Origin of the sequence: Bradyrhizobium sp. HKCCYLRH3073, from assembly GCF_051167995.1 — a bacterium.
Lineage (GTDB): Bacteria > Pseudomonadota > Alphaproteobacteria > Rhizobiales > Xanthobacteraceae > Bradyrhizobium.
The window spans coordinates 59384-78548 of record NZ_JBNPUD010000013.1 but is presented as its reverse complement, the minus strand read 5'-3'; the positions used below and the strand labels follow the sequence as shown (position 1 = coordinate 78548).

The following is a 19165-nucleotide window of genomic DNA, read 5'->3' as shown; positions in this document are numbered from 1 at the left end:
CTTCGAAGCTAATTCTACTCAAGTTCGATTGCCTGATACGTGCCGGTTTCGTCGAGTGCGGTGCCCCAGATCTTGTGCGAGGCCTGGTGCTCCGCGCGTCCAAATGCGAGCGTCGTGCCGAGGCCGAGATCGAGGCTGCGCATCGATTCGAGCGTGTCGACCAGCCGCTCGGTGTCGAGCGGATTGGTCTGCTTCAGCGCCTGGATCAAAATCGTCGCCGCGATATAGCCTTCGAGTGACGTGTAATCCGGTGCCTCGCCGGGCGCGTATTTGGCCAGGGCGTTCTTGTAGTCGAGCACGAGGCTTGAGTAGCCCGAAACCGCCGGCACGCCCTGCGTCACGATGACGCCGTTGGTGAAGCGCGGGCCGAGCAGCTTGAGCTCCGTCGCGAGCGAGGTCGAGCCGACGGCGGACACGTTGGCGTAGATCAGGCCCGGCACCGCGTCGCGCGTCTTCTCGATGAACTTCGCGGCGGCGCGATCGGTCGCGACCATGATGATCGCCTTGAGTCCCGGCTTGTGCGCCTTGACCTGATTGACCGCCTCTTCCACGTCCATCGTCGCGCGCGGATAGTTGATGCGCGTCACGGTATCGCCGATGTTCAACTGTCGGTAGGCCTTCGCGACACCGGTGTAACCGTCGTCGCCGAATGGGTCCTGCTGGGTAAACACGGCGATCTGCTTGGGCGAGACGCGCTTCATCCTGATCAGGTAGCGCACCAGCGCGGCAGTCTCCTCTGCGTAGCTCGCCCGATAGTTGAAGACGTAGCGATCCGGCGGATCGCGTCGCACCACGGCTGCGCCGGTGTTCGGCGCGAAGAACAGCGTGCGCCGCTCCAGCGCATAGGGGATCGCCACCTGCGAGTTGGCGGTGCCGACGTTGCCGATGAAGCCGAACACCTGCTCCTTGTCGTAGAGCTGCGTCATCGCCGCCAGCGTGCGGTTCGGATCGTAGCCGTCGTCCGCCGCCACGAGGCGGAGCATGCGCCCGTTGACGCCGCCGGCATCGTTGGTGCGTGCGAACGCGGCCTCGATGCCCTGGCGCATCTGACGCCCGGTCTCCTTGCGGATGCCGGAGAACGGCAGGACCATGCCGAAGCGGATCTCGCGGTCGGTGATGCCGCGCACGGGGCCGGCGGTGACGGCGCCGGTCGTCGTGTCGGCCTTGACCGGTGTGATCGGGGCCGTCGCCGCAGCCGGCTCGCCGAGCGAGCGTTCGAGCTCCGTCAGTTGCCGCTCCGCGGCCGCGCAGGTCGCCTGCGAGGCGCCCGTACGACTACGGCCCTCGGCGATGTAGCCATTGAAGCTGCGGGTCAGCTGATCGCGCTCGCCGTCATTCCTCGTCGCCTGGCGGATGGCTTCGCGGAATTTGTCGACCATGCCCTGGACGCGGCCCTGCGCGATGTCCGGGCAGGCGGATGCCTGTCCCACGATCGGCCCAACCCGGCTGCCGAGCTCCCTGACGACGTCGGGAGCCGCCGCCAGAGCGGGGCTGAAGGGAGCTGCGAAAACACTCCCGATGATCAACGTGGACCAACGCACGGCCATCGAACCTTCCACCTGCTCAGCCTGTTTCAAACCCTCTTCGTTCTACTATTCGTGGCATTTCGAATTAATGTCGGGTTTCTCTGTCGCTCTTTTGTCGTGGTAGTCGAGGCCGTCGCGCCTCCAGCGGTATCCTATTCAAGTTCGACGGGTTGGTAGGTGCCGCTGTTGTCAAGCGCCGTGCCCCAGATCTTGTGCGAAGCCTGGTGTTCGGCGCGGCCGAAGCCGAGCTGCGTGCCGAGGCCGAGATCGACGTTGCGCATGTTCTCGAGCGTTTCGACCAGTTGCTCGGTATCGAAGTTCGGACCGGCGCGCTTCAGTCCCTCGATCAGGATGCTCGCCGCGATGTAGCCCTCGAGCGAGGTGTAGTCGGCCGGCTCGCCTGGGGCATATTTCGCAAGTGCGGTCTTGTATTCGATCACCAGGCTCGAATAGCCGGAGACGCCGGGCACGGTCTGGCTGACGATCACGCCCTCGGCGTAGCGCGGTCCGAGCAGCATCAGCTCGCTGGCGAGCGCCGAGCCGGCAACCGCCGAGATGTTGGCGAAGATGACGCCTGGAAATACGCCCTGGGCCTTCTCGATGAACTTGGCGGCGGCACGCGTCGTCGCCAGCATCACCACCGCCTTGACCGGGGTCTTCAGCAGCTTCAGCTGATTGATGGCGTCGTCGACCTCGACCGTGTTGCGCGGATAGTTGACCCGGACGATCGAATTGTCGCTCACCCCGAGCGTCCGGAATGCCTTTGCCACGCCGGCGAAGCCCGCGTCGCCGAAGGCGTCGTTCTGCGCGAACACGACGATCTGGCGCGGATGCAGCCTTCGCATCTTCACGAGATAATGGACCAGCGCGTCGGTCTCCTCGGCATAGCTCGGCCGGTAGTTGAAGACGTAGCGGTCGGGCGGATCGTGGCGCACGACGTTGGCGCCGGTATAGGGCGCGAAGAACAGCGTGCGGCGCTCGAGCGCGTAGGGGATGGCGACCGCGGCGGTGGCCGAGCCGAAATTGCAGATATAGCCGAACACCTGCTCCTTCTCGTAGAGCTGCTTCATCGCATCCAGCGTGCGCGCGGGATCGTAGCCGTCATCGGCGGTGACGAGCTTGAGCATGCGGCCGTTGACGCCGCCGGCCTCGTTGGCGCGATTGAACGCCGTCTCGACGCCGATCTTGAGCAGTCGCCCGCTCTCCTTCACCGGTCCGCTGTAGGGAATGACCATGCCGAGCTTGATCTCGCTCTGCGTCACCCCGCGCACGTTGCCGGCCGGCGGCAGCAGTTGCGCCGGGACGGTCGCGGCCTGCGCCGTCGCAGGTCCGATGCTCACGGCAGGCAGGTTCGCGCGCGCCGGAGGCGGCGCTGCGATGGATCGTTCGAGATCGGCAAGCTGCCGATCGGCGCCGCCGCAATCCATCCGGCCTGACGTGACGAGGCTGCGGCCTTCGGCCACATAGCGGTCGAGCAGGCGCGTCAGCTCGTCACGGTCGGCCTCGCTGGACGCGGCCTCGCGGATGACGAGCTGGAATTTCTCGATGATGGCCTGGATGCGCGGCCGGGCGATGTCGCGGCACGCGAGTGCTGCGCCAATGATCGGGCCGACGCGGCTGCCGAGCTGGCGCGCCACGCTCACACTCTCGCCGGGCGCGGCAACGGCCTCGCCGGCCACGAGGGACGCGAGCAGGATGGCTGCCACACGGGCGTGAGCCAGCGGACGGCGTGCTGCCGCTTTCTGCGGTAGGACGTCGATCATCGTCGCCTGTGAAGTGTTGGAAGCTGGATCAGTCGTAGAGGGTTAGCGAACCCGCTCCATCTGACCCGTCTTCTGGTTCCACTGCATGAACTGCTGCAGCATGGGCTTTTCGGGATTGTCGGAATCTGCCGCGGGCTCCGGAGCGTCCGCGAGCAGCGACTTGAACTGCGACAGCGCCGGGGCGGCCTGAGCCTCGACCCGCTCCGGCAGCGCGCTGGTCTGATCCGCCTTGGCGTCCTGCACGTCGGCGGCGACCGGCGGCAGCGTCTTCATCGACTGCACGGCGGCGACGAAGGACGAGCTCGCGTCGGGCTGGCGCCACACCGGCACGATGTTGACGAAGAACAGCGCGACGACGGCGGCGACGCCGGTTGCGGCGGCGAAGCGGCCGGCCACCTTGAACACGACCGAGCGGCGGTCGCGCTCGCGCTCCAGATCCGGCGGCTCGCGCATGACCTGGGGATTCAGCGATTGGCGAAGGGATTCGAACACGGCGGTCTCCAGGCGAGCATCGAGCGGTCCTTGCTGTCCCGAAGCGGGACGCTCGGCCGCCTCCGCTGCCTTGGCATTGTCACCGACGAGAGATAGACGCGCGGCTTCCGGACGTTCGCGCAGCCACCGCGGTGCATAGTGCAGCGGGTCCTGCGGGTTCATCGGATTCTGTTCACTCAACGAACTCATACGCTACTCCTCTGACGCTCGATTCCGGTAAACTGATACGCTTCTGCCACGGTCGTATGAGAGCTAGTTTCAAACGAAGAGCGGGAGCGGTTCTGCCACTTCAGATCACACGGAATCATTTGCAGAATCAGACGTTTCGCGTCGATCAGCGATCGCACGCCAGCAGTCCCTTCCTGCAAGGCGCCGTGGCAGGTTTGCCGTGCCTTGGGCGCCTCTATCGATCCCATGCCCCGCCCCCTGACGAGTGTCAATCGATCGGAACTTCCTAAAGCCGTCGGTTCCGAATTATATGTACGTTAAAGTTATCATCATGATGTGATTAAAATGAGGCATGACAGGTCTTGACGCAGATGCTCATGAATTGCGTCTCATTGATGCCAACATTGTGCCTTGATTCGATCATCATCGAACTATGTCGGGCGGGCCGCTGTCGATTTTTGAGCGGCTTAGCGTCGATTTAACCATCCGTTAACCATCTGGCGCCGACAGTTAACCAATCACTAAGAAGGGTTGGGTCGGATGGTCATGAGTGCCAGCGCTGAAACGGTGCGTCCTGTTATTCGTCTGCGCGGGCGCTCCTACGTCGCCTTCGTGTTTTCGCCGGTTGTGCCGATTGCCGATTGGCTGGCTGAGCTCGATGCAACGCTCGCGGGCTCGCCCGGCTTCTTCGTCGGCAAGCCGATCGTGCTCGATCTCTCGGCGCTGGATCTGAGCCCGCTCGCCATCACCCATCTCATCAAGAGCATCGAGTCGCGCAACATCCGCGTGCTCGGCCTCGAAGGCGTCGAGCAGGGGCGGCTGTCGCTCGGCATGCCGCCCTTGTTGTCCGGCGGCCGTCACTGCGCCGTGCAGGAGATCGAGCCGGAGAAGCCACAGCTGCAGCAGCCGACCTCGCTGCTGCTCGACCAGCCCGTACGCTCGGGCCAGTCGATCGTGTTTCCCGATGGCGACGTCACCGTGCTCGGCGCGGTGTCGTCGGGCGCCGAGATCGTCGCCGGCGGCTCGATCCACGTCTACGGCGCGCTGCGCGGCCGCGCGATGGCCGGCATCAACGGCAACGCGGCGGCGCGCATCTACTGCCAGAGGATCGAGGCCGAGCTGGTCGCGATCGACGGCTACTACCAGACCGCCGAGCAGATCGATGCCGCGTTGCGCGGCCGGGCCGCGCAGGCGCGGCTCGAAGGTCATTCCATGAAGATCGTTGCATTGAACTGAGTAGCAGGAGGATTCCCAAAATGTCGAAAGTACTTGTTGTAACGTCGGGCAAGGGTGGCGTCGGCAAGACCACCACGACGGCGGCGATGGGCGCGGCGCTGGCGCAGGCCGGCGAGAAGGTCGTCGTCGTCGATTTCGACGTCGGCCTGCGCAACCTCGACCTGGTGATGGGCGCGGAGCGCCGCGTCGTGTTCGATCTCATCAACGTGGTGCATGGCGTCGCCAAGCTGCCGCAGGCCCTGATCCGCGACAAGCGGCTGGAGAATCTGTGGCTGCTGCCGGCCTCGCAGACCAAGGACAAGGACGCGCTGACCGAGGATGGCGTCGGCCGCGTCATCACCGAGCTGCGCAAGACATTCGACTGGGTGATCTGCGACAGCCCGGCCGGCATCGAGCGCGGCGCGATGCTCGCGATGCGCTACGCCGATGAGGCCCTCATCGTCACCAATCCCGAAGTGTCGTCGGTGCGCGATTCCGACCGCATCATCGGCATGCTCGATTCCAAGACCGTGCGCGCCGAGAACGGCGAGCGCGTCGAGAAGCACATCCTCATCACCCGCTACGATGCGGGCCGTGCCGCGCGCGGCGAGATGCTGTCGATCGACGACGTGCTGGAGATCCTGGCGACGCCGCTGCTCGGCATCGTGCCGGAGAGCCAGGACGTGCTGCGCGCCTCCAATGTCGGCTGCCCGGTGACGCTCAACAGCCCGGCCAGCGCGCCGGCGCGCGCCTATCACGATGCAATGCGCCGCCTGCTCGGCGAGGAGGTCGAGATGCAGATCCCGACCGAGCGCAAGGGCCTGATGAACCTGCTCCTGGGACGGAGGGCTGCATGAGTGTGCTGCGGCTCTTTACGGGGCGTGCGGCCTCCGCGCCCGTCGCGCGGGAGCGGCTGCAGATCCTGCTCGCGCATGAGCGCAGCCTGCGCGGCCAGCCCGATCTCCTGATGCAGCTGCGCGAGGAAATCCTCGCCGTGGTTTCGCGCCATGTGGTACTTGATCCGGACAAGGTCATCGTTCGCATGGACCGGGGAAAGCATGTCTCGACGCTCGAGGTCGACATCGAACTGCCCAATGGCGCCGACCGCGCCTTTGCCAGCGCCGGCTGAGACGTGGCGAGGCGCGCGCTGATGCGGCCGATCTTCCGCATCGCGGATAATCGGGTCGCCGTCAGCTCCGATGCTGCGGGACCATGGGATCCGACCATGCAACATGGGTCTGCGCCATCGGCGCTGGCCGTGTGGGCGGCCGAGCGCATTCCCACGAAGTCGCCGATGCGCATCGCCCGCGTCACCATCGACCTGATGCGCCCGGTGCCGCTCGCAGAGCTCCTCATCGAGACCGAGGTGCTGCGCGAGGGGCGCAAGATCCAGCTCTGCGCCGTGCGCTTGCGCGCCGGCGACACGGTGGTCGTCACGGCGACCGTGCTCAAGATCAGGCAGGATGCGGTGCCGCTGCCGGACGATGTCGGCGAGCTGCCGGTCGATCTGGTCGGCCCCGACGAGGCGCTGCCGGAGCCGGCTGATTTCTCGACCAGCCCCTTCGTGCGCGGCATGACGCTCCGCGCCGCGCGCGGCCGCTTCGGCGTCAAGGGACCGGGCGCGATCTGGTACCGCGTCGACTGGCCGCTCGTCGACGGCCATGCCGTATCGCAGGCGATGCGCGCCGTGGTCGCGAGCGACTTCTGCAACGGCACCTCGGCCGCGCTCGACTTCCACAGCTACACGTTCCTCAATGCCGACCTCACCGTGAACATGGCCCGCGAGCCGGTCGGCGACTGGATCCTGCTCGACGCCGAAAGCTGGATCGGCCCTGATGGTGCGGGGTTGGCGATGGCGCGCCTGGGGGATGCGAAGGGTTACTTCGGACGGGTGGTGCAGAGCCTGGTGATCGAGAAGCGGTGAGCGGGGCGGTCAGCCGTCCGGATTACGTTGATAGCAAGTTGGCGAGTTTGATCGCCGCACCGGCGCTGCTTCGTTTCCAACGGCGCGGGTGATCGGCAGCCGCTTGCTCCGTTTCCGGTGAGCCAATCAACCTCGCGCTCCGCTGCGCCCTCTCCCCCGCTTGCGGGGGAGAGTTGGAGAGGGGGCGCCACGCACACCGCCGCTGGAGCTGCCCTCTCCCTGGCCTTCCCCCGCAAGCGGGAGACGGAACGAACTGCCGTCGTCGCGAGTGAACGAGTCCGACGACGAATGATCTCGCTCTTACGCCGCCCGCACCGTGTTGAGGAACCGTCCGACTTCCAGCTTCAGCCGGTCGCTGTCCTGCGACAGCGACTGCGCCGCCGACAGCACCTGGGACGAGGCCGAGCCGGTTTCGCTGGCGCCATGCTGCACCTCGGTGATGTTGGACGACACCTCGTGGGTGCCCTGTGCCGCCTGCTGGATGTTGCGCGAGATCTCCTGCGTCGCGGCGCCCTGCTCCTCGACCGCCGCGGCGATGGTCGAGGAAATCTCGGACAGCCGTTCGATGGTGCCGCTGATCTCCCGGATGGCGCCGACCGATTCCTGGGTCGCCGCCTGGATGCCGGAGATCTGCTGGCCGATCTCGCCGGTCGCCTTGGCGGTCTGCTCGGCCAGCGCCTTGACCTCGGAGGCGACCACGGCGAAGCCGCGGCCGGCTTCGCCGGCGCGCGCCGCCTCGATGGTTGCATTGAGCGCGAGCAGGTTGGTCTGGCCGGCAATGGTGTTGATCAGCTCGACGACGTCGCCGATGCGTGCTGCGGCCTTCGACAACTCGCCGACGCGGTCGTTGGTCTTGCGCGCCTGGTCGACGGCCTCGTTGGCCATCCGCGCCGATTCCTGCACCTGGCGGCTGATCTCGGTGACCGACGAACTCAGCTCCTCCGTGGCCGATGCGACCGACTGCACGTTGGCGGTCGCCTGCTCGGATGCGGCCGCGACGGTGGTGGTGCGCTGCTGCGTGCGCTCGGCGGTCGAGGTCAGGGTCGTGGCCGACGCTTCGAGCTCGGTCGAGGCGGAGGAGACCGTGTTGATGATCTCGCCGACCGCGCTCTCGAAACTGTCGGCAAGCTCGTGCATGTCGCGCTTGCGCCGCTCGACGGCGAGCTTCTCGGCCTCCGCCTGCTCGGCGCGCAGCTTCTCGGTCTCGATGGCATTGTTCTTGAACACCAGCACGGCGCCCGCCATGTTGCCGATCTCGTCCTTGCGGTCGGTGCCGGGAATCGGCGCCGACATGTCGCCGCCGGCGAGCCGGCGCATCGCGTCGGTCATCGCGGTGATCGGGCGCGATACGCCGGCCACGATCAGGTAACCCATCGCGATGCACAGCAGCGCCGCCAGTGCGATCCCACCCAGGATCCAGGCGCGCGACGACAGATAGACGGCTGCGCCCCTGTCGGCTTCCTTCTTGCCCTGCTCGACGTTCCAGGCGAGGTCCTGCTCCAGCGCCTTGCGGGCCAGGACGAAGTCGTCGCGCAGCTTGCCCATGAAGAGCGCGGTTGCGGCCTCGACCTGGTTCTTGCGTGACAGTTCGAGCAACTGCTTGCTGTCGTCGAGATAGGCGGTCCATGGCTTCTTGAACGCGGCCACCAGCGCCTTCTCTTCCGAGGTCGTCACCGTGGGCTCGTAGAGACGCCACGTCTTGTCGAACAGCTCGCGGCTTTCGGCGATCTGCCGCTCCTGGATGGCCTTTTCCTCGGCCGTGGTCGCCAGCAGGAACTGACCCTGCCGGGCACGATATTGCTCGATCGATTTGGAGATGGTTCCGAGCCATCCGGTCGCCGGCAGCCAGTTGTCGCGCACCTCCGCAGCCGAGCCGTTGACCGTGCCAAGACGATCGATCGAGAAGCCGCCGAGCCCTATCGCGGTGATCAGCACGATGCCGAAGGCCAGCAGGACCTTGTTACGAATGGACAGGTTGGAAAACGACGGCATCTGCGACTCCAGCTTCGATAGTTCCGGGGATTGGGGGCAGCCGGCTTGAGATGTGCGCGTGCTGCAGATCGCGCGCCGAGCGCTCAACGTTGAGGCATCGTGGTCCGCGCGTGCTGCTGATTTGGCCTCGGAGTTATAAATATTGCTCTAAACTTGAGCAGAGCAGGCCGGCCGTATAAATACGGCACGCTGCGAACTACACGCAGATGGAACTACAAGCGGGTGATGGGGAACAAGCGTCATGGCAAAACCAGCGGGGACTGCGAACGTCGACAAGGGGAGCCCATCGGCGTCGGAGTCGATCGACGCCAGGATCGCGGAACTCGGTGACTGGCGTGGCACCAGGCTGAGCTTCATCCGCGATCTCATCAAACGAGCTGATCCCGAGATCGTCGAAGAGTGGAAGTGGCGCGGCGTGCCGGTCTGGTCGCATGGCGGGATCATCTGCACCGGCGAAACCTACAAGAGCGTGGTGAAGCTGACCTTCCTCAAGGGAGCCTCGCTGCCCGACCCTTCCGGCCTCTTCAACGCCAGCCTCGACGGCAACAACCGCCGCGCCATCGATATCCATGAAGGCGATGTCATCGACGAGGCGGCGTTCACGGCCCTCATCCGCGCCGCGGTGGCGCTCAACGGGACGAAGCGGAGCGGTCGAAAGCCGTAGCCGGCCCGGCGCGGCAGCGGACGCCAATCCCCGTGCGTCGGCCATCGTGCAGAAGCGGGGTCATCGACCGCGCGAGGTGATTTGCCCGACGAGCAGGCTTTCTCACATTTACCCGGCTCCACGGCGGCGCCGCGCAGCTGAAACCGCGTGCGCAATCATGTGAAATTCGGCAACGCCTTCAAACTGATTTGGCCTGTCCAGATCTTCGACAAGAAATAAATGACTTTGCATTATCCGAAATATCTGCTTTCCTCGTCTCATCCCGCCTCACTGACGAGGGGCGCTTCGCGAACGTCACGACGCGTTGGGGTGGGAGGCGGTGGCCGCGACGGGCGCAGCGTGCTCCAAGCATGCCGACGTACGTCTCGTCGCGGACGGTGAAGTCGCAGGGTCCTGGCCTCCCGACGCTGAGGTCAAGTTTCGTGAGATCGCCGAGGGGCATCTTGCGGGACGACGGTGGCAAACAAGCCCGGTCGCCGGGGAGACTGCGTATAATCCGTCAACCCATCGCGCAGGGAAGGCCGGGTCTATCCGGCCGAACCTGTGGTTCTGCCGCGTGCTTTTTTGCTGCACGCGGACCGCAGGCCTCGGTCGAGGCCTGGCCTTCCCTGCCCCCTCCGTCTGATGGAGGGGAGACGTCAGCAAGACTCGGACGCCGATGCGCCGCGAGATGGCGATGTCATGTTTGCAGATCGTGCAACAGACGTTCAGGTCGATTTGAGCGGCGCATATCGGTCGAGGGTGACCTATTGGATTCCGGCGCCTCGGGCCACGCAAATAGTGTCGTCCCCGCGAACGCGGGGACCCATAACCACAGGACGTTGTATGAGGCACGACTGCCGCGACATCCGCGCTCACCACGCCATCCTGTGGTTATGGATCCCGGGTCGCGCTTCGCTTGCCCGGGACGACAGCGGAGTGCGGCGGTTGCGAGCAGGGCTAACCAGACATTCGCGCCGTCGTTTCGTCTGGTCTCTTTCAATGAATGGTTCGCCGTCATTGCGAGGAGCGCAGCGACGAAGCAATCCAGAGTCCCGCGATGACCCGGGATTGCTTCGCTTCGCTCGCAATGACGACGACCATCGAAGCCGCGCTGCCGTGCCGCTACCCCACCATCCGCCCGCGTCCCTCCCAGTACCGCGCGCGCAGCACCTTCTTGTCGATCTTGCCGACGCCCGTCACCGGCAGCTCCTTCACGAACTCGACGCGCTTCGGCGCGTGCGCCGAGCCCTTGCGCGCCTTGACCAGCTCGATCAGCGCGTCGGCGTCGATCTGCGCGCCGGCGCGCGGCACCACGATGGCGGTGACGGCTTCGCCCCATTTGTCGTCGGGCACGCCCACCACGGCGCACATCGCCACATCGGCGTGCTGCGTCAGCACATCCTCGATCTCGCGTGGGAAGATGTTGAAGCCGCCGGAGACGATCATGTCCTTCTTGCGGTCGAGGATGTACATGTAGCCGCGCTCGTCGCGGCGGGCGATGTCGCCGGTGTGCAGCCAGCCGTTCTTCAGGGTCTCGGCGGTGGTGTCCGGCCGCTTCCAATATTCACTCATCACATGCGGCGCGCGCACGCAGATCTCGCCGGCCTCGCCCTGCGCAACCTCCTGATCATTGTCATCGAGGATCTTGACCTCGCAGGCCGCGATCGGGAAGCCGCAGGACAGGAACAGCTCCGGCTGCTTCGGATCGTGGTCGGCCTTGCGCAGCACCGACACCGGATAGCATTCGGTCTGGCCGTAGAGCTGCGAGAACACCGGGCCGATGCGCTCGATGCCTTCGACGAGCCGCGTCGGCGACATCGCCGAGGCGCCATACAGCACCAGCTCGAGCGAGGAGAGATCGGTCCTGGCCAACGCGGGATGATCGAGCAGCACGTAGATCATCGTCGGCACGAACAGCGTGAAGTTGATGCGCTCGCGCGCGATCGTCGCCAGCACCGCCTCGGGATCGAAGCCCTTCAGCATGTGAACCGTGCCGCCGCGCATCAGGGTCGGCAGCACCTTGGTGCCGGCGACATGGCTGATCGGGGCGACCGTCAGGTAGCGGGCGCGCTCCGGAATCTCGAAATCGGCGAGGATCGCGGTGGCGAAGCCGCCATATTCCCGGTGATGACGCAGCGCGCCCTTCGACTTTCCGGTGGTGCCGCCGGTGTAGTTCAAGGTCGCGATGTCCTCGGGCGTGGCGAAGCTTCGCGCGGTGGCGTGGCCGGACTGCTCGATCGCGGCGAGGAGGTCGGCGCCATAGCCGGCTGCGCCCAGCGTGAACACGTGACGCAGGCCGCCCGAGCGCGCGGCCAGCTCGCCGCCGCGGTCGTGGAACGCGGCGGCATCGATCACCAGCACCTGCGATTCGGAATCGGCGAGCTGGAACAGCTGATCGTCCAGCGAGCCCAGCGGATGCAGCCAGGTGATGGCGAGCCGCGACAGCTGCGCCGCCGTGCCGGCGCACCAGGCATCGGCGCGGTTCGCGCTGAGGAACGCGACGCGTGTTCCCGGCGGCAGGCCGAGCCGCATGAACACGCCCTGCATGCGGCCGATGAGGTCGGTCGCGCCCTGATAGGTCAGCGATCCACCAGGCCAGCTGAAGGCGGTGCGCGACGGATGACGCGACAGCGTGAGCAGGGTCTGCTCACAGACGACCGGAAACGAATGAAGCTGTGGGCTCATGGACGATCCTTCCGAGATGCCGCGATCGTTGTTGCGTCGCGTGGCTTGTTGCCGACGCTATCAGAAAGCCGATCGCGCTCAAGGTGCGCTTGTCGTCCTCGGAACATCGCTGCGCGCGCCGCGTTGCCCGGCCGAACAACAACGGAGCAAGGCCATGCGCACCTCGACAGCTTTTTTTGCGGGAGCCGGAACGGTTGCCATTGCCGTCGCGGCCGGTCTCGGCGGCGGGCTCATGATCGCGGAAGGCATGCATCCGAGATCGCCGGCGCTCGAGCAGGCCAAGCTCGAGCGTTCCGTGCCGGAGGCGCCGTCGCCAAGTCCGACGGTCACCTCGTATCTTGCGGCAACGCAGGCGGCTGCGATCACGCCGGTCAAGGTGGCGCCTGCCGCAACCGAGACGAGGCCCGTGACCCCGGTCTCGACCGATCCCTCGCCGGCGCCGCAAGACGCCGCAGCAGAGGCGACGGCGGCCTCTTCGGCGAACGCCGTCACCCAGACCGCTACCGCCGAGGACGTTCAGGACAAGGCCGCAGCGAAGCCCGAGGACGCCGATCTCAAGTCGCGCGGCGCCGAGCGCAAGCGCGCCGCGGAGCAGCGCCGCGCCGAGCGGCACCGGCAATATGTCGAGCGCCGGCGGCAGCGCCGCGAGCAGGATATGCGCGCCGTCGAGCAGGCGGTGCGCGATGACACGACGCCGCGCGCCTATGCGGCGCAGCCGGTCGGCATGGATGGACCGCGCTTCAGCTTCTTCGGCGACGATTGATCGCACGCGGTCGCGTCGCTATCCCTGAGCCCAACGAAGGATCAGGGAGGGACCTGAAGTGCAGGACACGCGATGGGGAGGGCTGCGGACGCGGCTGCGATTGCCGCTGATCGCAGCGCCGATGTTTCTGGTGTCGGGGATCGAGCTGGTGAGCGCGGCCTGCGGGAACGGCGTGATCGGCGCGTTCCCGACCGTCAATTGTCGCACTCCCGATGAGCTCGACGCCTGGCTGCGCGAGATGGCCGATCGGCTCGCGCGCCACAGCGATGCCAGTGGGCGGGCGGCTGCGCCGCTCTGCCCGAACCTGATCGTGCACCATTCCAACGCGCGGCTGCAGGACGATCTCGCGGTGCTGTTGCGGCATCGTCCGGAGATCGTGATCACCTCGGTCGGCTCGCCGGCGAAGGTCGTTGCGCCCCTGCATGATGCGGGCGCGCTGGTGTTCGCTGACGTTGCCTCGATCCGTCATGCCGAGCGCGCGGTCGAGGCCGGCGCCGATGGCCTGGTGCTGCTCACGGCCGGGGCCGGCGGCCAGACCGGCTGGCTCAATCCATTCGCCTTCGTGCGCGCGGTCAGGGCGTTCTTCGATGGTCCCATCGTGCTTGCCGGCGGCATCAGCGACGGCGTCGCGCTACGCGCGGCGGAGGTGCTCGGCTGCGACCTCGCCTATATGGGCACGAAGTTCATCGCCACACGCGAAAGCCTGGCCGATGATCGCTACAAGGCGATGCTGGTCGCGAGCTCGGCCGACGACGTGCTGCTGACGTCCGCCTTCACCGGCCTGCCGACCAGCATGCTGCGGCCGTCGATCGTCGCCGCCGGGCTCGACCCCGAAGCCTTGCCGGCGCGCGGCGCGATCGAGATCGGCAGCGACATCGACATTGCTGCGCGCGAGGCGCGGCCGAAACGCTGGCGCGACATCTGGAGTGCGGGGCACGCGACCTCTGGGGTCACCGACATTCCGTCCGTTGCCGAACTGGTCGCGCGCACGGCCGATGAGTACATGGGCGCCGGTGGCCACGCTCGTGAGAAAACGTGATGTGTGTCCTTAAGGCACCATTAACCATCGGGTCCCACAATCCGCGGAGCTTGAACTTGGCGGAATCGTGCGATGGGCATCGGGCTACGGCAGGACAAAGAGCGGGCGACGCTTGAGGAGATCCGGATCCGTGTCGGGCATGCCCTGCAGCGGCATCCGCTGTGCCGCAGCGTCCAGTTCGACATCATGAGCGTTCCCCGCACCGCCCGCGGCGGGAACTGGACCATCAGCCTGCATTCGGTGGAACCGGCGGCGCTTTGGGAGGCCTCCGACATCGTTGCCGACATCCAGGCCGCGTACGATCTGCTGATCCCGGCCGAGCTGTCTTCGGCGGCGTGAAAAAAATATCCGTCATGTTCACAGGGCGGAATGGTGGCCGGCGTGTTTCTGTGGCATCGTAAAGCCTTAATTAACTCCCACTTTTCGGCAAAGTGCGGCTTTCCGCCGGGATACGGAGAATTGCGTGACGAAGTCGATCGCTTTTGTCGCTTTGCTGGGCGTGCTGATCGCAGGCGCGGCCGTGACGAGCGTCCTGATGCAGGACAGCGTGCCTTCGGCCGGTGCGATGATGCCGCCCGTGGTGGCGAAGAGCCCGCTCTCCAACCGTGAAGCCAAGGGCGACCGCCTGGCGATGGTCACACTTGCGGCCCCCGAGGTGCAGCAGCCGAGTGCCGCCCCGAAGACGACTCTCCGCCAAGCCTATGCCTATGCGCCGTCCGAGGCCGAAATGGCCAAGGCGTCGGCCGCTGCGGTCGTTGCTGCCGAGCCGGTGGTGCCGAAGTCCAAGATTCTCGCCCGGAGCGAGCCGACGCCGGCGCCGCTGAAGCCCGAGGTGCAGAAGGCCTATTCGCTGCTGTCGGACGGCCAGATCGCCGGCATCAAGGAGCGGCTGCGGCTCTCGTCGAGCCAGGAATATTATTGGCCGGCGGTCGAGACGGCGCTGCGCGCCGTCGCCCGCAAGATCCACGCCGGACGGCAGGGCGCGGCGAAGCCGGGCGCGGTGGCGCTCGATCCGGATTCGGATGAGGTGCAACAGCTGAAGTCGGCCGCGATGCCGCTGCTCTGGCAGTTGCGCGAGGACCAGAAGGACGAAGTGCGGCGGCTCGCGCGCACGATCGGCCTCGACAAGGTCGCAGCTGCGATCTGATCCGGGCGATCCCTGCCGTGAACACGTCAAAAGACCGCGCATTGCGCGGCCTTCGCTGTTCGAGGGGGTCTTTTACCGCGCCGGCGGATTGGCCTCTGGATGCCCGCCGCTCTCGGGACCGGCTCCGGTCGGCGACGACGCGGGCGCGGTGCGCAGGTCCGGGCCCGGCCGCGCCGGCTGGGTCATGGTCGGAGCTTCCGGCGGGGTGATCGCGGCGCCGGCGCCGACCGTGGTGCCGCGATCGGTGTTGCTCGGCGCCGACGGCACCGGGGTCGGCTTGTCGCCGCCGGCAAAGCGCGTCGCACCGCCGCTCTGATAGCCGGCGACCAGCAGGCCGGCGACCACGAGCCCGAGCACGAACAGGCCGCCGAGCTCGGGCAGCGCGCCAGATGGGGCGACGCCGCGGCTCCGGCCGTCGCCCTCGAGCGCCACCGCCGCGATCTCCCGGTTGTGCCGCGAGCGCAGGAAGGCCAGGAACGCGCCGGCCGCGATGATGATCGCAGCCGCGAGCGTGAAGAACATCAGCCAGCTGATGGGTTGATCGCCTTGCATGTCGAACATCCTTTGATCCGTGAGGGCTGCGCGACGTGCAGTCGCGTCAAACCCGCATGACAATCTCTGTTCGTTGCAATCGCCGGTGGCATGAAAGGTTTCCCGCCCGGCGGCGAAAATCTTGCCTCAGCGCCCGTCGCCGGCGGCCCACAGCGCGTCGAGCCCGGCGCGATAGGTCGGGTAGGCGAAGCCGACGCCGAGCTCCTGCCTGGCGCGAATATTCCGGATGCGCCGGTTGCTGGCATAGAAGCTGCGCGCCATCGGCGACAGCTCGGCGCTGTCGAACGGCAGCTCGGGCGGCGGCGCGATGCCCATCAGGCTGGCGGCATAGGCGATGACGTCCTGCGGCGGCGCCGGCTCGTCGTCCACGATGTTCCAGGCGCCGCCTTGTCCGTGCCGGATCGCACCCATGATCGCGCTGGCGGCATCATCGACATGGATGCGGTTGAACACCTGGCCCGGCTTGACGATGCGGCGCGCCCGCCCGGCCTGCAGCTCGACCAGCGCGTTGCGGCCGGGCCCGTAGATGCCGCCGAGCCGGAGCACCGCGAGCCGGTCGCCGATGACAGCGCGCCATTCCGCCTCGACGCGGACACGGGCCTGCACCCGGTCGTGCTCTGGCGCCAGCGGCGTGTCCTCGTCGATCCAGCCGCCCTGGTGGTCGCCGTACACGCCGACGGTCGAGAGATAGACCACGCGCCGCGCGCGCCCCGCCGTGATCGCGTCGCCGAATGCGGCCAGCACCGGGTCGTCGCCCGCTCCGGGGGGCACCGAGATCAGCACGACGTCGGCGTCCGCCGCCTTCGCCAGCGTCGCGGCGGCGGGCGCCGTGCCGTCGAACAGGTCGATGTCATCAGGCGCCAGCTCCGCGCGCTTGCCGGCGCTGCGCACCGTGCCGCCGATGCGGGCAAACGCGCCACGGTGCAGCTCGACGAAGCGCTGGGCGGTGTAGCCGAAGCCGATGACGAAGAGGTTCATGGATGCCGTTCACCTGCACTGCGCGAATAGATGAGCCTCCGAGTTACCCGGCGCCGGGTGGCCCGCGCAATTCAAATGACGCGCGCGGAGTCAGCCTGCGGGCGGGGCGGTGCTGACCTGCCGCGCTTGTTATGGCTCCCGTCATGGTCCATGTCGTATGCTCCGGCGACAGGAGATGGACTGCCACGATGAATTTCCATTCGATCTACCGCCATGGCTTTGCCCGCGTCGCCGCCTGCGTCACGGTCTCCAGCGTCGCCAACCCGACCGCCAACGCGGCGGCGATCCTGGCGGCGGCGCGCGCCTGCCATGATCAGGGCGCGGCGGTCGCGGTGTTTCCGGAGCTCTGTCTGTCCGGCTACGCGATCGAGGACCTGGTCAAGCAGGACCCGCTGCTCGATGCCGTGCAGCGCGGGCTGCTCACCCTCGTCGAAGCCTCGCACGACCTGATGCCGGTGCTGATCGTCGGCGCGCCGCTGCGGTTCGCCCACCGGGTCTACAATTGCGCCGTCGTGATCCATCGCGGCGAGGTGCTCGGCGTCATCCCCAAGAGCTACCTGCCGACCTATCGCGAGTTCTACGAAGGCCGCCACTTCGCCTCCGGTGCCGGCATCCGCGGCGAGATGATCGAGGTCGCCGAGACCATGGCGCCGTTCGGCACCGACCTGCTGTTCGCCGCCGCCGATGTCGCCGGGCTCGTGATCGGCGTCGAGATCTGCGAGGACATGTGGATCCCTGTCACGCCGGCGTCCGAACTTGCGCTTGCCGGCGCCACCGTGCTCGCCAATCTCTCCGGCAGCCCGATCACGGTCGGCCGCGCCGAGTCTCGCTCACTCTTGTGCCGCTCGACCTCGGCGCGCTGCCTCGCCGCCTATGTCTACGCGGCGGCCGGCGCCGGCGAATCCACCACGGACCTCGCCTGGGACGGCCAGACCTCGATCTTCGAGAACGGCGTGCTGCTCGCCGAGAGCGGGCGCTTCCGCCAGACCGGCCAGACCATCGTCGCCGACGTCGATCTCGATTTGCTGCGCCAGGAGCGCGCGCTGATGGGCACGTTCGACGACAATGCGCGCGCGCAAGGCGCCGGCGTGCACTGGCGCCGCATCGGCTTCGAGCTGCAGCCGGCCGAGGGCGACATCGGCTTCAGGCGCAGCATCGAGCGCTTTCCGTTCGTGCCGAGCGATGCCGCGCGGCTCGATCAGGACTGCTACGAGGCCTACAACATCCAGGTCGCCGGCCTGACGCAGCGGCTGCGCGCCACCGGCACCAAGCGCATCGTGATCGGCGTCTCCGGCGGGCTCGATTCCACGCATGCGCTGATCGTCGCGGCGAAGGCGATGGATCTGCTCGGCCTGCCTCGCACCAACATCCTGGCCTACACGATGCCGGGCTTTGCCACGGGCGCGCAGAGCAAGTCCTACGCGCATGCGCTGATGTCTTCGCTTCAAGTCAGTGCCGCCGAGCTCGACATCCGCCCCGCCGCCACGCAGATGCTGAAGGACATCGGCCATCCGTTCGGCCGCGGCGAAGAGGTCTACGATGTCACCTTCGAGAACGTGCAGGCCGGTCTGCGCACCGACTATCTGTTCCGCCTCGCCAACGACCGCGGCGGCCTCGTGCTCGGCACCGGCGATCTCTCCGAGCTCGCGCTCGGCTGGTGCACCTATGGCGTCGGCGATCAGATGGCGCACTACAACGTCAATGCCGGCGTGCCGAAGACCCTGATCCAGCATCTCATCCGCTGGGTCATCGCCTCGCATCAGTTCTCGGCTGATGTCGACCGCACCCTGGAGGCGGTGCTGTCGGCCGAGATCTCGCCGGAGCTGGTGCCGGTGAAGGAGGGCGAGACGCCGCAGAGCACGCAGGCCACGATCGGCCCGTATGAGCTGCAGGACTTCAACCTGTTCTATACGCTGCGCTACGGTATGCGCCCGTCGAAGATCGCCTTCATGGCGCATCACGCCTGGAAGGATGCGGGCGAGGGCGCCTGGCCGCCGCACTTTCCGCCCGACAAGCGCAACGCCTATGCGCTCGGCGACATCAGGAAGTGGCTCGAAGTGTTCCTCAAGCGCTTCTTCGCCTTCAGCCAGTTCAAGCGCTCGGCGATGCCCAACGGCCCGAAGGTGGTGGCCGGCGGCGCATTATCGCCCCGCGGCGACTGGCGCGCGCCGTCGGACGGCAATGCCACGGCGTGGCTGGAGGACCTGGAGAGCGTGCCGAAGTGAGGGACGCAGTTCTCGTGGCATGTTGATGGCGCACCGTTTTGCATCACGGG

Annotated in this window: 17 protein-coding genes; 10 read left to right on the top strand and 7 right to left on the bottom strand. The window is 66.9% G+C overall.

From position 1 onward, the window contains the following. Positions 1-14: 14 nt before the first annotated feature. The 3 genes from ACQR1X_RS26005 to ACQR1X_RS25995 all read right to left on the bottom strand — a co-directional run bounded on the left by ACQR1X_RS26005 (position 15) and on the right by ACQR1X_RS25995 (position 3970). A complete protein-coding gene (locus ACQR1X_RS26005) occupies positions 15-1547 on the bottom strand; it encodes an ABC transporter substrate-binding protein (protein ID WP_434899899.1) in 1533 nt (510 codons plus the stop codon). Positions 1548-1678: 131 nt separating this feature from the next. Further along, entirely contained in the window at positions 1679-3289 is a 1611-nt protein-coding gene (locus ACQR1X_RS26000) for an ABC transporter substrate-binding protein (RefSeq protein ID WP_434899898.1), read from the bottom strand. Positions 3290-3331: 42 nt separating this feature from the next. Beyond that, positions 3332-3970 (bottom strand): hypothetical protein, encoded by a 639-nt coding sequence (locus ACQR1X_RS25995; RefSeq protein ID WP_315804605.1) that lies wholly within the window; start codon positions 3968-3970, stop codon positions 3332-3334. Between the two features lie 519 nt (positions 3971-4489). Between ACQR1X_RS25995 and minC the strand changes: the two genes are divergently transcribed. Genes minC through ACQR1X_RS25975 form a run of 4 tightly spaced genes read left to right on the top strand, consistent with a single transcriptional unit; the run spans position 4490 to position 7088 of the window. After that, complete coding sequence (minC, locus tag ACQR1X_RS25990) at positions 4490-5185, top strand: septum site-determining protein MinC (protein WP_315804604.1); 696 nt, start codon at positions 4490-4492, stop codon at positions 5183-5185. A 20-nt stretch (positions 5186-5205) separates the two neighbouring features. Further along, complete coding sequence (minD, locus tag ACQR1X_RS25985) at positions 5206-6021, top strand: septum site-determining protein MinD (protein WP_315804603.1); 816 nt, start codon at positions 5206-5208, stop codon at positions 6019-6021. Continuing rightward, positions 6018-6293 (top strand): cell division topological specificity factor MinE, encoded by a 276-nt coding sequence (gene minE, locus ACQR1X_RS25980; protein WP_315716282.1) that lies wholly within the window; start codon positions 6018-6020, stop codon positions 6291-6293. The genes minD and minE overlap by 4 nt, the downstream gene beginning before the upstream one ends. A 21-nt stretch (positions 6294-6314) precedes the next feature. After that, positions 6315-7088 carry a thioesterase family protein gene (locus ACQR1X_RS25975; RefSeq protein WP_434899897.1) on the top strand — a complete coding sequence of 258 codons (774 nt, stop codon included), beginning with the start codon at positions 6315-6317 and terminating at the stop codon, positions 7086-7088. 300 nt (positions 7089-7388) lie between these two features. Here the strand turns inward: ACQR1X_RS25975 and ACQR1X_RS25970 are convergent, their stop codons facing one another. Further along, positions 7389-9080: a methyl-accepting chemotaxis protein gene (locus ACQR1X_RS25970; protein WP_434899896.1), complete on the bottom strand. Its 1692-nt coding sequence runs from the start codon at positions 9078-9080 to the stop codon at positions 7389-7391. 241 nt (positions 9081-9321) lie between these two features. Here ACQR1X_RS25970 and ACQR1X_RS25965 point away from each other — a divergent pair, with 241 nt between their 5' ends. After that, on the top strand, positions 9322-9744 hold the full coding sequence (locus ACQR1X_RS25965; RefSeq protein WP_434881750.1) for a DUF1801 domain-containing protein: 423 nt from the start codon (positions 9322-9324) through the stop codon (positions 9742-9744). Between the two features lie 1104 nt (positions 9745-10848). Here the strand turns inward: ACQR1X_RS25965 and ACQR1X_RS25960 are convergent. Beyond that, the gene (locus ACQR1X_RS25960; RefSeq protein WP_434899895.1) at positions 10849-12411 is read right to left on the bottom strand and encodes an AMP-binding protein; all 1563 of its coding nucleotides are present in this window, start codon (positions 12409-12411) and stop codon (positions 10849-10851) included. Between the two features lie 154 nt (positions 12412-12565). Here ACQR1X_RS25960 and ACQR1X_RS25955 point away from each other — a divergent pair, with 154 nt between their 5' ends. From ACQR1X_RS25955 to ACQR1X_RS25940, 4 genes are all read left to right on the top strand, one after another. Beyond that, complete coding sequence (locus tag ACQR1X_RS25955; RefSeq protein ID WP_315804597.1) at positions 12566-13174, top strand: hypothetical protein; 609 nt, start codon at positions 12566-12568, stop codon at positions 13172-13174. 58 nt (positions 13175-13232) lie between these two features. Then, a complete protein-coding gene (locus tag ACQR1X_RS25950; RefSeq protein ID WP_434890839.1) occupies positions 13233-14213 on the top strand; it encodes an NAD(P)H-dependent flavin oxidoreductase in 981 nt (326 codons plus the stop codon). Between the two features lie 72 nt (positions 14214-14285). Then, entirely contained in the window at positions 14286-14552 is a 267-nt protein-coding gene (locus ACQR1X_RS25945; RefSeq protein ID WP_434899894.1) for a hypothetical protein, read from the top strand. A gap of 181 nt (positions 14553-14733) precedes the next feature. Further along, positions 14734-15360 carry a hypothetical protein gene (locus tag ACQR1X_RS25940; RefSeq protein WP_315804683.1) on the top strand — a complete coding sequence of 209 codons (627 nt, stop codon included), beginning with the start codon at positions 14734-14736 and terminating at the stop codon, positions 15358-15360. 72 nt (positions 15361-15432) lie between these two features. Here ACQR1X_RS25940 and ACQR1X_RS25935 read toward each other — a convergent pair whose 3' ends face one another. Together ACQR1X_RS25935 and ACQR1X_RS25930 are read right to left on the bottom strand one after the other, a co-directional pair. Then, positions 15433-15912, bottom strand: a complete 480-nt coding sequence (locus tag ACQR1X_RS25935) for a hypothetical protein (protein ID WP_315804594.1) — start codon at positions 15910-15912, stop codon at positions 15433-15435. 126 nt (positions 15913-16038) lie between these two features. Further along, on the bottom strand, positions 16039-16890 hold the full coding sequence (locus ACQR1X_RS25930; RefSeq protein ID WP_434899893.1) for an NAD-dependent epimerase/dehydratase family protein: 852 nt from the start codon (positions 16888-16890) through the stop codon (positions 16039-16041). Positions 16891-17078: 188 nt separating this feature from the next. Between ACQR1X_RS25930 and ACQR1X_RS25925 the strand changes: the two genes are divergently transcribed. Next, entirely contained in the window at positions 17079-19115 is a 2037-nt protein-coding gene (locus ACQR1X_RS25925; RefSeq protein ID WP_434899892.1) for an NAD(+) synthase, read from the top strand. The last annotated feature ends 50 nt before the right edge of the window (positions 19116-19165 follow it).